The organism is Pseudomonas sp. JL27(2026) (assembly GCF_056933555.1).
This window is the reverse complement of the sequence record NZ_CM167794.1, coordinates 1,551,580-1,566,706: the sequence shown is the minus strand read 5'-3', so window position 1 is coordinate 1,566,706 and position 15,127 is coordinate 1,551,580. Positions and strand designations below refer to the sequence as shown.

Below are 15,127 nucleotides of genomic sequence, written 5' to 3'. Positions count from 1 at the left end.
GGTGAGTACTCCTGAGGCGTTGATCATTTCAGCGGGGCACATGCCCGCAGGCTATCAGTTACCACGCATCGCGTTATAGGCCACGGGCGGCGCGAGCAGGTCCCTGCCCTGAGCAAAGGGACGGAGGCAGGGCTTGGCAACTTCGAACAGGTCGGGTGCACTCATGGCAATCTCCGCATGTATTTTATTGGTATTGTTCTGAACCACGATGATGCCTGTCGTGGCGATGGGTACATTTTTCGACGACAGTCCCCTGCCCGTCCAACTAATAAAAGCCCTGCCAACGCATAAGAAAAAGTTGATCCCATGAACCTCAAGTTTCTTGAAACCTTTGTCTGGGTTGCCCGGTTGAAAAGCTTTCGCCTGACCGCCGACAAACTCTTCACCACCCAGGCCTCGATCTCCAGCCGCATCGCGGTGCTCGAAAGCGAGCTGGGGGTGAAGCTGTTTCTGCGTGACTCCCGTGGCGTGAGCCTGACGCCCGAAGGGTTGAAGGTGCTCGATTACGCCGAGCAAATGATGGACACCATGCAGGCGCTCAAGCAATCGATCGAAACCCGCTCCAGCAAGGTCGGACGCATACGCATCGGCGTGATGGACACGGTGATCCACACCTGGCTCAGCTCGCTGGTGGCGCAGATGATGGATTGCTACCCGCTGGTGGAAATCGAACTGGTGGCCGATACGTCGCTGAACCTCTGCGATCAACTGCAAAAAGGCTTTCTCGATCTGATTCTGCAAACTGACCTGCTGCGCCAGGAAAGCGTGCGCAGCCTGGAATTGGCCAGCCACCCCATGGGCTGGATCGTCGCCAGCCAGTCGATTTATAACCGCGACTATGCAAGCGTCGCCGACCTCGCACGGGAACGGATCATCACCTACTCGAAAAACTCCCACCCGCATCAGGATGTACTGAGCCTGATGCAGGCCAACGACGCACTCGCACCCAGGCTTAACTGCGTGAACTCGGTGTCGGCGATCACCCGTTTGCTACGTGACGGGTTCGGCATCGGTGCCTTGCCGCCGGTGCTGGTCAGCGAAGAACTGGCGCGTGGCGAACTGACCCTGCTGGACATCGAGCAACGCCTGCCGAACCTGCAAGTGGTGGTGTCTTGGCGTGTGGGCGTGGAGTGGGTCGAGGAAGTGGTGGCGTTGTGTCAGAAGGTGGTTGAAGAGTACGCGCAGAAAGTAGGCGAGTCCTACATGCTCCTGAGTCGGCCCTCAGCCAAAAGCTGAAATCCGCTTCCCGCCCACCTGACAACCTGACGCCTACATCACCTGATCCCGAATCATCAGCCCGCCCTGGGCTGATGTGATTTGACCCGACTTCTTCTCACAAAACGGTCGGATAACTTCGGTAAAAATCTGAGGATCGTGTCCGACTTGTACGATTCAGCCTCCTGATTTATCAGAAAACGCAAAAGACATTACCCATGCTGTTTGTGGGAATATTTATCATTTGCATGATTTTTTCAAGCCGGTAACCTCGGCGCGTTTCCACCAACCAACGGTCCACAAGGAATCGGACGTGATGCGCGCTCAACCACAGGAAAAGCCGCCATTACCGACTGACGGTCGCGCACTGCGGCTATTGGTACTGATCCAGTTCCTTTCCATGGGCGCCATGGAGATGAGCGGACCGTTCTGGCCGTTGCAAATTCAGCGTCTGCTTGGGCCAGAAGGTGCTGGCTACATCGGGTTGTTGTCGACAACGGTCTATGCCGGTCCGATGCTCACCGCCATGCTGCTGACACCACTCTGGGGCCGATTGGGTGATCGGGCCGGGCACAAGCCGATGATCGTTCGGGCACTGCTGGCACTGGCGCTGTGCCAAGGGCTGGCGGCCATCACTCTCGATCCGTGGTTGCTGGTGGCCATCCGGGTGATGCAAGGCGCACTGGCCGGCTTCCTCGCGGCAGCTCAAGCCTATGCCCTGGCCTGTTGCGACCACTCACGTCGCGGTCACACCCTCGCCCGCCTGCAATCGGCAACCGCCGTCGGCTCATTGATCGGCCCGGTGCTGGGTGGCTGGCTGATGGACGTCTCGGGGTTCGCGCTGCTCTGTTATGGCGCGACAGCGATTTGCCTGCTGTGTGCACTGGGGAGTTTTTTCCTGCCGGCCGACAAAGCACGAGCCTCGAAGAGAAAGCCCGCTGCACCAATGGCCCTGCCCAAAGGCTGGCTCGGCGCAATCCTGCTGGTGATCGTATTGATTCAGGCCGCGAAGATGATGCCGCAGCCATTTTATGCGCTGTACGTTGCCAACATCCTGCACGCCCCGAGTTGGCTGATTGGCGCCACCTATGCGGCGAGCGCCGCGACCCTGGCCATGTCCGCACCACTCTGGGGGCGGATGTTCGACCGCTGGCAACCCGCCCACACCTTACGCGTGATCGAAGCCGTGGCCTGGCTGTGCGCCCTGACCCTGGCGGCCACGGCATTGGCCAACGAATGGCTGGGTTTTCTCGCTACGCGCCTGATCTGGGGGATCTGGCAAGGCGCGCTGCTGCCCGTGGCCTATGCACTGATCGCCAACACTGTTTCCACCGGCCAGCAAGGTTTCGCCCTCGGCCTGGGCAACAGCGCGGCCAAGGCTGGCGCTCTGCTCGGTGCCGTGCTCGGCGGGATCGGCATGGGGCTGGTCGGCCTGGCCCACAGCTTCTGGCTGGTGGCGCTGGCCTATGTGTTAGCCGCCATCGGGGTCCGCTGGGTACGGTCATTTACCTCGACGCCCGGCGCCTCGACCTTATCTACCCACACTTATCAAAACTAAAAAAAGACCACGTCATGACCCGAACCAAACTCTCCTTGTTGATTCCGCTGCTCGGTTCCATCAGTGCCCAGACCTGGGCCGAAGACGCCGAACAGCAGCCCGGCACCTTGAACATGCAAGCTACCGTCGTCTCCGCAACTCGCAGCGAAGCCAGCATTGCTTCGATTCCAGGCTCGGTCCAGGTCATCGACGAAAATCAGGTGCGCGAACAAAGCGGCGCCGGTCGGCGAGTCTCCGATATCCTCGGGCAACTGGTGCCTGGCCTCGCGCCATCCAGCGGCGGGATGAGCAACTTCGGCCAGACCCTGCGCGGACGCAACATGCTGGTGTTGATCGACGGAGTGTCGCAGAACGCCACCCGAGACAACTTTCGCCAGCTCAACAGCATCGCCCCCGCCAGTATCGAGCGCATCGAAGTGATTTCCGGCGCCAGCAGTCTCTACGGTGCCGGTGCTTCGGGCGGCATCATCAACATCATCACCAAGCGCAATCAAGGTCAGGACATTGCCTACAGCAGCAAACTGGGGCTGACCAGCGGCAACAACCTCAACCGCAAAGGTTTCGCCTACGAAGCCTTTCAGAGTGCGACCGGACGCAAGGACGCCCTGGACTGGTATGTGTCCGCAGACCTGACCCAGCGCAACGATCAGTTCGACGGCAACGGCAATCGCATCCCTCAGGACACCTCTCAGGGCAGCAACATGGACACCGAAACCTATGACCTGCAAGGTCGTTTCGGCTACGAACTGGATGCCGACAAAAAACTCAGCCTGTCGCTGCAGGACTACAAGGACCAACAAGACACTGGCTACACCAAGGATCCGAAGAACCGGCAACAAGCCGTGGCAGTCCAGGGGCTGAAACTCGACGACCAGCCCTACACCCACAACCAGGCCGCCAACCTCAATTACACCGACAAGGATTTCTACGGTCAGGGCCTGCAACTGGAGAGCTACTGGCGCCGCGCCGATGCACTGTTTTTCCCCGATCTGTCGCGAGGCAAGGCCGGCATTGCCGACAACAACAGCGTGCAGGATGTCTACGGCCTGCGCGCGGCCATCGACACGCCGTTGCCAGCCATCGGCAGCGCCACGGGCAACCTGGTCTGGGGCGCCGATTACGATCACGAGCGCTCCCGCCAGCGCGGTGACCAGTACACCCTCAAGGGCCTGACCTACACCAAGACCGGTACCACCTACGAGATGGGCCCGGATATCGAAACCACCACCAAGGCGTTGTTCGGGCAGATGTCCTGGGACATCGGTGACTGGACCTTGCGTGGCGGTGTGCGCCGCGAGTGGATCGAGAGCGACGTCTCCGACAGCATCGCTTACGGTCAGATCGTCCAGACCGGTGTGCGCGCAACGCTTCCTGGCAATACCCTCAAATACGACGCCACACTCTATAACCTCGGCGCGGTCTATCACCTGAGTGAGAACCAGGACATCTTCGCCAACTACAGCCAGGGATTTTCGCTGCCGGATATCCAGCGTTTCCTGCGTGACGTCAACAGCACCTTCGACATCCAGAGCCTCAATGCCCAGGCCATCAAGGTTGACAGCTACGAGCTGGGCTGGCGGGGTAACTGGGACCAGTGGCAGGCCGACGTCACCGTGTATGAAAACACGTCGGACGTGACTCAGTTCTACGATGCCAATGACCGTGTCTTGCGCCTGATCAATCAGAAGGAACGAGTTCGCGGCATCGAAAACAGCCTGACCTACCGTGCGACCGATCACTGGTCGGTCGGTGGCACTTATGCCTGGGCCAAGGGTGAGACCGAGCAGAACGGCAAATGGATCGACTTGCCCGCGACACGTATCTCACCGGCCAAAACCACGCTGTTCGTCGGCTACACCGAGGATGACTACACCCTGCGCCTGCAAGGCATGCGACTGGCCAGTTACGACGCCGCCGCCAAGGACAACAACGGGCGCGACATCGAAGGCTATACGCTGGTGGACCTGCTCGGCTCCGTACAACTGCCGGTCGGTCGTCTTGAAGGCGGGGTGTATAACCTGACCAACCGCACTTACCAAAACCTGTTCGCTCAGGCCAACGCCAAAGCGCCGTACGCCAACGCCCAAGGCCGTACGTTGAGCATGAGCTACTCGATCGACTGGTAATTTTGTAAGAGCAGAGCTTGCTCGCGATAGCGATCTCAAGGACGCCATCGCTGGCAAGCCGTGCTCCTACGAAGGGAGTTACAAGCCGCGTAAATCGCGCTCTTCAATCGGCCGGCTCTGGCGCAGGCGTTTGCCGCCCAGTACCACCCAGTCGATCAGGCGGAACAGGCATTCCAGGCCAAACGACAGCAACATCGCCCCGCCCAGCCCCCAGCCCATGGCTTCGGGGGTCAGCAGGAGCTGGTAACTGTAGCCGTTCCAGGTTTCCTTGCGAATGTCCGGGTCGGCGGCCAGCGCCACTTGCAGCACGCGGATGTACCACGGGCCTTGCATGGCCTGGAACTGTTTATCCAGTGCCAGTTGGCGTGTAAGCAAGGTGCTCAGGCTGTCGGCATCACTGCGAAACACCGGGTCTTCGCTGGCACGGTAATGGGCGACCAGTGCCTGCAAGTCGCCCTTGAAGAACTGCTGCGCGGTGTTCTGGAAGCCTTGAAGGCCGGTCTGCGCCTCGATCAGATGCGCCTCGACCCGCTTGCCATAATCATTGATGAAACCCGGCACCTGCACACCGACCAACAGGCCGATTGCAAACAACACCAGCCGCAAATAACTGAGCAACATAGAGGGTGTTCCTTATTCGGTCTTGCCCTGGCGCACGCATTCACCGCGGCGCCACAGGCTCCATTGGCCCGGTTCGTAGCGGGTCCAGGTTTCGTTTTCGGTCAGAGGTTCGGTGGCGATCACCGTGACCACGTCGTTGGGCGTGGTTTCGGCCTGGAAGTCGACAATCACGTCCACATCCTTCAAGCGGGCCGGGCCGAACGGAGCACGGCGGGTGATGTGTGCCAGTTTGGTCGAGCAATAGCAGAACAGCCAGTCGCCGTCGCTGAGCAGGCAATTGAACACACCCTTGCTGCGGTACTCGGCACACGCCGCCACCAGGTCCGGCAGCAACTGTTCTACGTCTACCGGTTCCGGGAAAGCCGAACGGACGCGATTGAGCAGATCGCAGAACGCCGCTTCGCTGTCAGTATCGCCAATCGGCCGGTAAAAGCTCGCGGCGGGCCGGAAGTCCGCCAGTTGGCCGTTGTGGGCGAAACACCAGTTGCGCCCCCACAGTTCACGCACGAACGGGTGCGTGTTGGACAGGCAGACCTTGCCGACGTTGGCCTGCCGAATGTGGCCGATCACCACTTCGCTTTTGATGGGATAACGCTGAACCAGGTTCGCGACTTCGGACTCGCAGCTCGCCGCCGGGTCCTGGAACAAGCGCAGGCCACGGCCTTCATAAAACGCGATGCCCCAACCGTCGCGGTGCGGGCCGGTCCGACCGCCGCGCTGCATCAACCCGGTAAAGCTGAACACGATATCGGTCGGTACATTGGCGCTCATGCCCAATAACTCACACATGCCGGGACTCTCGCTTCAATGTGCGGATAACGTCAAAGACGCGGTTCGACTCGCGAACGCTGGGGGTTGCTGGGGACCGGTGGGCGACCGTAACGGTCATCGCCAGCGCCGCCGAAGGGCTGATCGTCATCAGGCTCGGCAGCCTTGGCCGCTGCCTTCGCCGCTTCAGCGCGCTCCTTGCGTGCAGCCGAAGCACGCTCGATCGGCCAGCGAATCAGCGCGAAAATCACATAAATGCCGAAGGCGATTATGCTGTACATGAACAGGTCGGAGACCGCGCGCCAGATGTTGTCGCCGACCTTGAACAGCAGGTCCAGCGCCACCATGGCCACGGCCGGGGCGTATTTTTCCTTCGCCAGGTCGATGATCGTCGGCGTAAACAGCAGCACCGCCATCATCAGACGCAGCGGTTCACGCAGCCAGCGCCACATCCAGCGGGTCATGCGCATCCACACCAACAGGCAGCCTATGGCGGCAAAGGCGTAGAGGCCCCAGGCGATCAGATAGTCGTTCTCGGTCATGGTGTCCATGGCAAGGCAGGCAAAGAGGCGCTTATGATAACGACTTTTCGCACATCAAGCTGCCCCGCTGTCTGCGAAGCCCCTTTTGTACAACACCCGAGAGTGCCTCATGCCCCTATCCGCCCACGTTTGCAGCGCCCCGATTGCCCACAAGGCCGACGGCGACGACCCGTACGCCTGGCTGCAGGAACGCGACAGCGCGCAGGTGCTCGACTACCTCAAGGCTGAAAACCGCTACCAGGAAGCGCAACTGGCCGACCAGGCCGAACTGCGCGAAACCCTGTTCGAAGAGATCAAGGGCCGGATTCTCGAAACCGACCTGTCGCTGCCCTCGCCCTGGGGTCCGTACTTGTATTACACCCGCACTACGGCCGGTGACGAATACGCCCGACACTACCGCTGCCCGCGTCCGGCCGATGACAGCCAACACGTCGACGAGAGCGCTGAAGAACTGCTGCTCGACCCGAACGTGCTCGCCAACGGCGGTTTTTTCTCCCTTGGCGCGTTCAGCATCAGCCCGGACCACCAACGCCTGGCCTACAGCCTGGACACCAGCGGCGAAGAGATTTACACGCTGTTCGTCAAGGAACTGTCTGACGGACGGGTCAGCGAACTCGCGTTCGAAAACTGCGACGGCAGCATGACCTGGGCCAACGACAGCCTGACGCTGTTTTTCGGCGAGCTGGACGAAACCCATCGCCCGCACAGGCTGTTTCGCTATCGCCTGGACGGCACCGCCGCCGAAGAAGTCTTCCATGAGACCGACGGCCGCTTCTTCCTGCATTGCTACCGCTCAAGCTCCGAGCGGCAACTGGTGCTGTCGCTGGGCAGCAAGACCACCAGCGAAGTCTGGGTGCTCGATGCTTCAACACCGCAGCAGCCCTTTACCTGCATCGCGGCACGGGTCGAAGACCATGAGTACGATGTCGACCACGGCAAGCTCGACGACCAATGGACCTGGCTGGTCCGCAGCAACCGCGACGGCATCAACTTCGCCCTGTATGGCGCGGCGGATACCGGAGCGGTGCCGACCGAAGCCGATTGGCAAAACCTGATTCCCCACAGCGACACGGTGATGCTCGAAGGCATGAGCCTGAATGCGCAAGCCATGACCCTGAGCCTGCGCGAAGGCGGGCTGCCGATCATCGAAGTCCACCCACAAGGCCTGCCCGCTTACCGGGTGCAATTGCCGGACGCGGCCTACAGCCTGCATGTGCAAAACAGCCTGGAGTTCGCCAGCGACAAGATTCGCCTGCGTTACGAAGCACTGAACCGCCCGGCACAAATCCGTCAGTTGGAACTGGCCACCGGCGCGCAAAAAGTCCTCAAGGAAACGCCCGTGCTTGGCCCGTTCGACCCGGACGCCTACGTCAGCCAGCGCCTGTGGGCCACCGCAGCCGACGGCACACAGGTGCCGATCAGCCTGGTGATCAAACGTGAAAACCTCGGCCAGCCAACGCCGCTGTACCTCTACGGCTACGGCGCCTATGGCGAAAGCCTCGACCCGTGGTTCTCCCATGCACGCCTGAGCCTGCTCGACCGTGGCGTGGCGTTCGCCATCGCCCATGTGCGCGGCGGCGGTGAACTGGGCGAAGCCTGGTACCGCGCCGGCAAGCAGGAGCACAAGCAAAACACGTTCAGCGACTTCATCGCCTGCGCCGAGCACCTGATCGCCAACGGTTTCACCCGCGCCAGTCAACTGGCGATCAGCGGCGGCAGCGCCGGTGGCTTGCTGATGGGCGCGGTTCTGAATCAGCGCCCGGACCTGTTCAAGGCAGCGATTGCCGAGGTGCCGTTCGTTGACGTGCTCAACACCATGCTCGACCCGGACCTGCCGCTGACCGTCACCGAATACGACGAGTGGGGCAACCCGGAAGAACTTGAGGTGTATGAGCGGATCAAGGCTTACGCGCCCTATGAAAACGTCACCGCCCAGGCGTACCCGGCGACGCTGGTGATTGCCGGCTACAACGACAGCCGCGTGCAGTACTGGGAAGCGGCCAAATGGGTGGCGAAGCTAAGGGCGACCAAATCCGACAACAATCTGCTGCTGCTCAAGACCGAACTCGGTGCCGGGCACGGCGGCATGAGCGGTCGTTATCAGGGGTTGCGTGATGTAGCCCTCGAATACGCCTTTGTTTTGAACGTATTGGGCATTGCCTGAGGAACTTGGACCGGTGGCCAGCCCCTAACACCTGACACCGGGTCGGACACAAGACCATTTCCCTTTATGGGATTTGCGCTGGCTTCAATTTCGAACCCGCAACAGCCACAAGAAAAAGACCGTAACGACATGTCAGAACCGACCTTATTGAACAATGAAATCCGCGACTGGTTGATGGACTGCGGCCTGTTCGACCAACTACAACTGGCCGACTTCGCGGCGGCTGCCGGCTACTTCAGCCTCAGCACCATCGCCGAGGGCGAAGAAATCTTCCACGAGGGCGATGCCGGCAGTTTCATGTGCATCATCCACACCGGCCAGGTGGCCGTGCAGAAAACCAACAGCGACGGCCAGCGCGTGACCATCGCCACCCTGCGCAGCGGTCGGGCGTTCGGTGAAATGGCCGTGCTCGACGGCGAACGGCGTTCGGCCAGTTGCGTGGCGGCAACCCATTGCCAGCTTCTGAACCTGGGCAAGGACTCCCTGGAAAAGATGCTCAACGACGCGCCGAAAATCGCCGCCAAGATCATCCGCGCCATCGCGGTTTCGCTCTCCAAACGCCTGCGCATGGCCGACGGCCAACTGCTCTCGCAGCAGGTTTAACCGCCCGGCGTCTTGGCTTTTTCCAGCGCCGGCAATGTCTGGTCCTTGGGCGGGCTGGGCATTTCGATGGGCGGCAACAGCGGGACGCTGCCGTTGCCACTGCCCGCCTTGGGCACGGCAGTGGGTGTCACTTGCGGGTAAGGCGTAGGCGTTGCAGTGCCCGGCGAGCCGATGGCGGGTGTCGGGGTGACCGGCACGCTGAGCAAGTCCTCGGCCTGCGCCATGCCGATCGAGAACACGCCCAGCACAATGACCGTTAGAATGGTGCGCTTCATCTATGGCTCCGTGGCAGTTGTCAGGCCTCAGGCTACTCCAACCGCGGCGCTTTGCCCTCCCCCATTGAGATCTCCATGAAACGTTTCGTTCTGCTCGACACCACCCCGATCCCGGAAAACGGCGGTGCCTTGTGCCTGTTTGAGTACGGCGAAGACTTCGTCATCAAAATCCAGGGCGGTGACGGCGGGCAACTGATGAACACCCGCATGCACGGTTCCGAGGATGCCCTGGCCGAGATTCCCTGCCGCAAGGTCGCCGGCCGCCCGAACTCCCGGGTGCTGATCGGTGGCCTGGGCATGGGCTTCACCCTCGCCTCGGCACTCAAGCATCTGGGCAAGACCGCCGAAGTGGTGGTTGCCGAACTGGTGCCGGGGGTCGTCGAATGGAACCGTGGGCCGCTGGGCGAGAAAGCCGGAAACCCGCTGCTCGACTCCCGCACGGTGATCCGCATGGAAGACGTGGCCAAGGTCCTGCAAGCCGAACCGCAAGGCTTCGACGCGATCATGCTGGATGTCGACAACGGCCCCGAAGGCCTGACACAGAAGGCCAACAGCTGGCTATATTCCGCCGGTGGCCTGAGCGCGTGCGCCAAGGCCCTGCGTCCCAAAGGCGTGCTGGCGGTGTGGTCGGCCAGTGCCGATCGGCAGTTCAGCGACAAATTGAAGAAGGCCGGCTTCAAGGCCGAGGAAGTGCAGGTCTTCGCCCACGGAAACAAGGGCACCCGCCACACCATCTGGATTGCCGAGAAGCTCAAGGGCTGAGCTAAACTGCGTTTATAACCGTCATTAGTCTTTTACAAAGGTGAACCCATGAGTTCGTCAACACCGCCGTCCAACACCGCCAAACTGGACCGCATCCTCGCCGACGCCCAGCGCGACCGCGAAATGGGCTACCGCGACAAGGCCCTGAAAATGTACCCGCACGTGTGCGGACGCTGCGCCCGTGAGTTCGCCGGCAAACGCCTGAGCGAGCTGACCGTGCACCACCGCGACCACAACCACGACAACAACCCGCAGGACGGCTCCAACTGGGAGCTGCTGTGCCTGTACTGTCACGACAACGAGCACTCGCGCTACACCGACCAGCAATATTTCGGCGACGGCTCCCTGAGCACTCCGACTATCGCCAAGGCCACCCACAACCCGTTTGCCGCACTGGCCGGATTGATGAAGAAAGAAGATTAACGATCTTCAGCGCCTCGACTGGCCTCTTCGCGAGCAAGCCCGCTCCCACATTTGATCTGCGGCGTACACAAGTAGTGCGCTCACCTGAGATCAAATGTGGGAGCGGGCTTGCTCGCGAAGGCGATTGCTCAAACACCACCAATCTGCAATCTGCCTCCCCTCCCCCAATCCCCGTATAATCGCGCTTTTTTCCGAAGGCACCCCGCTCGTGGCAGATAAACGGTACAGCTGCATTGGTTTGTATAACCCCAAATCACCCGAGAACGTCGGTTCGGTGATGCGCGCCGCGGGCTGTTATGGCGTGGCGTCCGTGTTCTATACCGGCAAGCGTTATGAACGCGCCGCCGACTTCGTCACCGACACCAAGAAAGTCCACTGTGACATTCCGCTGATCGGCATCGACGACCTGAAGAAAATCCTGCCCCTGGGCTGTGTCCCGGTCGCCGTGGAACTGGTCGATGGCGCCCGCTCGCTGCCCGAATACACCCACCCGGACCGTGCGCTGTACATTTTCGGCCCCGAAGACGGCTCGCTCGACAAAGAGATCCGCGACTGGTGTGAAGACGTGGTGTACATCCCGACCACCGGTTGCATGAACCTGGCTGCCACAGTCAACGTGGTGCTTTACGACCGCATGGCCAAGGGCAACAACACCCGTTCCGGCCCAAAATTTCGCTGATACGCTGAATGGAGCGAGCCAGCTGCCTGTGCAGCCAGAGCTATATGCCCATTGCCCCTGAGGAGACAGATCATGAGCGACATCAAACCCGTTAAGCCTATCGACTCCACGCCATTCCAGACGCAACCGGCGCAAAACGTCGAGGGTTGGGAACGCATCGGCTCACTGGCCGGCGGTGTGGTGATGGTCGGCAAGGGCCTGCGCCGTGGCGGCGTGTTCGGGTTGATTCAGGTGGCGTTGGGTGGCGCAGCCCTGGCCCGTGGCATTACCGGCCATAGCTCGGCAAAAAGCTTTTTCGAAAAAAGTCGTCAGGACATGGCCAATGTACGTTCGAAAATCGAACGGGCCGGGCAAGACCTCAAAGACCTCAAGGCCAATGCTGAAGCGGCTACACGTACCACGACAGTGACGGGCAATGATTCGCTGAAGTAGCCCAAAGCCGGGGTTTGAGAACACTGCGAACCCTGTGGCGAGGGAGCTTGCTCCCGCTGGAGCACAAAGCAGTCCTGAATGTGGAAAACGCGGATTTTAGATAAACCGCGTCAATCGAGTTTACGACTGCTTCGCAGCCGAGCGGGAGCAAGCTCCCTCGCCACCATTGCGCTTGGCTCACGTTATCTGAGCAACCCGGTATCCAGCACTTTGGACGGCTCGCCGATGATGCTCTCGGCCAGGGCCACGAACTCCTTCGTGCTGACCTGCTCCAGGTGCATCGCGCCGCGCAACACATCATCGAGCGAGCGCTTGTTACGGGTCTTCAGGCGAATCTCGCGGTCCAGCTCCTGCAACAGCAACACCGCTTTGGCCACGGCGGCCGGGCTTAACGTGTCACCGCGCAAGGTGCTGACCTTTTGGCTGACCTTGGCCAGTTTGCTTTCCAGGGTCTGATAACGCTCATCACTCATGCCACCGGCACGGCGTAGCAGTTCAATGGCGTAATACTCGGCAAACCCTTCGCTGATCCAGTCGCTGCGGTCACGGTCATTGATACGCCCAAACACCTGGGCCAGCTCACGCAACAATGGGCTGCTGCCGCTTTCGCTGACCAGCGGCAAACGGCTGTGCAGGTAAATCGATTCGTGCCCCGCCAGGCTGCCACGCCACATCGGGTCGCCCGCCCCGACAATCAACAGCTTGTTCGGATGCCGCGGAAAAACCGCCTGCATCTGCGGCCAGACAAACGTCAGCAGCGTCAGCACGTCCATGCGGTGCATGCCCTGCCCTTGCGGTGAAGCGACCGTGACTTCGGTTTCCCCCAGGCGCGTGCGGCGGCTGCCCAGGTTCCCGGCGAGCATCCAGCCGGTAGGCCGGTCGAACAGTCGCGACACGTTGTCGATGCGAAAACGGTTCTTGCCGATGCGCGGCCATGCCGTTTCGACGCTTTTCCAGCCGGCCGGCAATTCGAATTCCAGGCGCGACACCAGTTCAGTGCCATCCTGCTGATCCAGACGCGCCGACGGCACCAGATCATCGCCGCGCATCAACGCCCAGTTCGGGGTCATGCGCGTATCGAAGCTGCCGCTTTTCGGGGAATGACTGATGCGTACGCGGTAAGTCAGGCTCGCCTTGTCGGCGGCCGGGCGCCAGACGCCACGCGCCGCCTTGCCTGGCGTAAGTTGCCACTGGCCGTCGGCCTTGAAGTCGCTGTAATGGCTGCCATCACCCAGATCGAAATCCAGGCTGCGCACCGCCGCGCCTTGTGCCAGCGTCAGGCGGACTTCGGCCTGGTCACTTTGCGGCAACAGACGCACGTGGTAATCCAGATCGACTTTTTTCGCCGCCCACACGGGCGAGCTCAGCGCCAGCAGCCAAACGGCCAACGGCAGCCTCAACCCCACAGCCATACACACTCCTTGTGGCGAGCTTGCTCGCGCTGGGCCGCGTAGCAGCCCCGAATTTTAGTCATTACTGCCTGCTTTGTGAGTACTGCGCACCCAAGCGGGAGCAAGCTCCCTCGCCACACATTAACCCGCGCGAAAAATCAGATGATCTTCCCAGTCATCCTCGGCCACGCTGCCTTCGGCCAGCATGCGCCCGGATTGGGAAATCCGCTCATGGTGCACCGCATCGCGGTCACCGCAGACCAGATGGTGCCAGAGCGGCAAGTCCTTGCCCTCGCTGACCAGGCGATAGCCACAGGTCGGCGGCAGCCATTTGAACTGGTCAGCCTTGCCCGGCGTGAGCTGGATGCAGTCCGGGACCGAGTCGCGGCGATTCGGGTAATCGGTGCACTGGCAGGTTTTCAGGTCCAGCAGTTTGCAGGCGATGCGTGTGTAGTAAACGCTGTTGTCCTCTTCATCCTCGAGCTTTTGCAGGCAGCACAGGCCACAGCCATCGCACAACGACTCCCACTCCTGTTGGTCGAGTTGGTCGAGGGTTTTGCGTATCCAGAAGGGTTCAACTTTGGCGGCCATGGTTCCAACATCAACATCAGGGAGTGAAAAGGCCGCCAGTCTAGTGCCCAAGGCCCCGTGGGCCAAGCGCTGGCGACTGCCGGTGTAACAGGACTTGTCAGTTTTCACGGCGCACAGTAGCGTGGCGGGTCGCAATGGGCCCTGCTGCCGGCCATTAACGCGCAACCGCGTTGCATTCAGGTGAAGGGGGCCGAGTCGGAAAACCTTCACCGCTCAACCCGACTGCGCCCGCAGGTTCTGATTCAACTGTTCATTTATCAAACGTCGTCAGGAATCTCTCTATGAGCGCCAATCCCCGCGTTGCCGAATATGCCATCCACCCTCAGTTCACCAACCGCTGGTCGCCACGGGCGTTCACGGGCGAAAGCATCCCCGAAGAAACCCTGCTGAGCTTTTTCGAAGCGGCACGCTGGGCACCGTCGGCCTACAACTCGCAGCCGTGGCGTTTTCTCTATGCGCGCCGCGACACGCCGAACTGGGAGCGTTTCCTGGGTCTGCTGAATGAGTTCAACCGTGGCTGGGCGCAACACGCGTCGGCACTGGTAATCGTGATCTCGAAAACCACCTTCGCCGTCCCCGGTGCCGAAGAAGAAACCCCGGCCCTGTGGCACACCTTCGACACCGGTTCGGCCTGGGGCCATCTGGCCCTGCAAGCGTCCATCAGCGGCTGGCACACCCACGGCATGGCCGGTTTCGACCAGGAGCTGACCCGCAAGGAACTGAACATCCCTGAAGGTTACGCGCTACACGCCGCGGTTGCCGTCGGCAAGCTGGGCGACAAGGCCACGCTGGCAGATTACCTGCAAGCCCGCGAAGAGCCGAGCCCGCGCCGCCCATTGAGCGAACTGGCGGCGGAAGGTGATTTCAGCCTCTAAGCCACACTGAAGATCTAATGTGGGAGCGGGCTTGCTCGCGAAAGCGGTGTGACAGTCAATATCATCGTTGAATGTGAAACCGCATTCGCGAGCAAGCCCGCT

Annotated in this window: 16 protein-coding genes; 10 read left to right on the top strand and 6 right to left on the bottom strand. The window is 61.0% G+C overall.

Features of this window, described 5'->3' with window-relative positions:
* The first annotated feature begins 306 nt into the window (after positions 1 to 306).
* The 3 genes from AC1Z1G_RS07165 (at position 307) to AC1Z1G_RS07155 (ending at position 4,899) form a co-directional block, all read left to right on the top strand.
* Positions 307 to 1,236 (top strand): LysR family transcriptional regulator, encoded by a 930-nt coding sequence (locus AC1Z1G_RS07165; RefSeq protein ID WP_483626013.1) that lies wholly within the window; start codon positions 307 to 309, stop codon positions 1,234 to 1,236.
* A gap of 295 nt (positions 1,237 to 1,531) precedes the next feature.
* Complete coding sequence (locus AC1Z1G_RS07160; protein WP_483626011.1) at positions 1,532 to 2,773, top strand: MFS transporter; 1,242 nt, start codon at positions 1,532 to 1,534, stop codon at positions 2,771 to 2,773.
* A 14-nt stretch (positions 2,774 to 2,787) separates the two neighbouring features.
* Entirely contained in the window at positions 2,788 to 4,899 is a 2,112-nt protein-coding gene (locus AC1Z1G_RS07155; RefSeq protein ID WP_483626009.1) for a TonB-dependent receptor, read from the top strand.
* Between the two features lie 78 nt (positions 4,900 to 4,977).
* Here AC1Z1G_RS07155 and AC1Z1G_RS07150 read toward each other — a convergent pair whose 3' ends face one another.
* Genes AC1Z1G_RS07150 through AC1Z1G_RS07140 form a run of 3 tightly spaced genes read right to left on the bottom strand, consistent with a single transcriptional unit; the run spans position 4,978 to position 6,839 of the window.
* Entirely contained in the window at positions 4,978 to 5,520 is a 543-nt protein-coding gene (locus AC1Z1G_RS07150; RefSeq protein ID WP_347904628.1) for a DUF2937 family protein, read from the bottom strand.
* A 12-nt stretch (positions 5,521 to 5,532) separates the two neighbouring features.
* Positions 5,533 to 6,309, bottom strand: coding sequence for a class II glutamine amidotransferase (locus tag AC1Z1G_RS07145; protein WP_483626008.1), 777 nt, complete (start codon positions 6,307 to 6,309; stop codon positions 5,533 to 5,535).
* A 32-nt stretch (positions 6,310 to 6,341) separates the two neighbouring features.
* Positions 6,342 to 6,839: an MFS transporter gene (locus tag AC1Z1G_RS07140; RefSeq protein ID WP_483626006.1), complete on the bottom strand. Its 498-nt coding sequence runs from the start codon at positions 6,837 to 6,839 to the stop codon at positions 6,342 to 6,344.
* Positions 6,840 to 6,939: 100 nt separating this feature from the next.
* Between AC1Z1G_RS07140 and AC1Z1G_RS07135 the strand changes: the two genes are divergently transcribed.
* Complete coding sequence (locus AC1Z1G_RS07135; protein ID WP_483626004.1) at positions 6,940 to 8,994, top strand: S9 family peptidase; 2,055 nt, start codon at positions 6,940 to 6,942, stop codon at positions 8,992 to 8,994.
* Between the two features lie 129 nt (positions 8,995 to 9,123).
* A complete protein-coding gene (locus tag AC1Z1G_RS07130) occupies positions 9,124 to 9,597 on the top strand; it encodes a cyclic nucleotide-binding domain-containing protein (RefSeq protein ID WP_483626002.1) in 474 nt (157 codons plus the stop codon).
* Here the strand turns inward: AC1Z1G_RS07130 and AC1Z1G_RS07125 are convergent.
* Positions 9,594 to 9,872, bottom strand: a complete 279-nt coding sequence (locus tag AC1Z1G_RS07125; RefSeq protein WP_483626001.1) for a hypothetical protein — start codon at positions 9,870 to 9,872, stop codon at positions 9,594 to 9,596. The two genes, AC1Z1G_RS07130 and AC1Z1G_RS07125, sit on opposite strands and share 4 nt — an antisense overlap.
* A 75-nt stretch (positions 9,873 to 9,947) precedes the next feature.
* Between AC1Z1G_RS07125 and AC1Z1G_RS07120 the strand changes: the two genes are divergently transcribed.
* The 4 genes from AC1Z1G_RS07120 to AC1Z1G_RS07105 all read left to right on the top strand — a co-directional run bounded on the left by AC1Z1G_RS07120 (position 9,948) and on the right by AC1Z1G_RS07105 (position 12,168).
* Positions 9,948 to 10,634, top strand: a complete 687-nt coding sequence (locus AC1Z1G_RS07120; RefSeq protein WP_019648003.1) for a spermidine synthase — start codon at positions 9,948 to 9,950, stop codon at positions 10,632 to 10,634.
* 48 nt (positions 10,635 to 10,682) lie between these two features.
* Positions 10,683 to 11,057: a YajD family HNH nuclease gene (locus tag AC1Z1G_RS07115; protein WP_483625999.1), complete on the top strand. Its 375-nt coding sequence runs from the start codon at positions 10,683 to 10,685 to the stop codon at positions 11,055 to 11,057.
* A 208-nt stretch (positions 11,058 to 11,265) separates the two neighbouring features.
* Positions 11,266 to 11,736 (top strand): RNA methyltransferase, encoded by a 471-nt coding sequence (locus AC1Z1G_RS07110; RefSeq protein WP_123721923.1) that lies wholly within the window; start codon positions 11,266 to 11,268, stop codon positions 11,734 to 11,736.
* Positions 11,737 to 11,808: 72 nt separating this feature from the next.
* Positions 11,809 to 12,168, top strand: a complete 360-nt coding sequence (locus AC1Z1G_RS07105; RefSeq protein WP_483625997.1) for a YgaP family membrane protein — start codon at positions 11,809 to 11,811, stop codon at positions 12,166 to 12,168.
* A gap of 182 nt (positions 12,169 to 12,350) precedes the next feature.
* Here AC1Z1G_RS07105 and AC1Z1G_RS07100 read toward each other — a convergent pair whose 3' ends face one another.
* The gene (locus AC1Z1G_RS07100; protein WP_483625995.1) at positions 12,351 to 13,580 is read right to left on the bottom strand and encodes a hypothetical protein; all 1,230 of its coding nucleotides are present in this window, start codon (positions 13,578 to 13,580) and stop codon (positions 12,351 to 12,353) included.
* A 120-nt stretch (positions 13,581 to 13,700) separates the two neighbouring features.
* Positions 13,701 to 14,150 carry a YcgN family cysteine cluster protein gene (locus AC1Z1G_RS07095; protein WP_483625993.1) on the bottom strand — a complete coding sequence of 150 codons (450 nt, stop codon included), beginning with the start codon at positions 14,148 to 14,150 and terminating at the stop codon, positions 13,701 to 13,703.
* A 281-nt stretch (positions 14,151 to 14,431) separates the two neighbouring features.
* Here AC1Z1G_RS07095 and AC1Z1G_RS07090 point away from each other — a divergent pair, with 281 nt between their 5' ends.
* Entirely contained in the window at positions 14,432 to 15,025 is a 594-nt protein-coding gene (locus tag AC1Z1G_RS07090; protein WP_483625991.1) for a nitroreductase family protein, read from the top strand.
* Positions 15,026 to 15,127 lie beyond the last annotated feature (102 nt).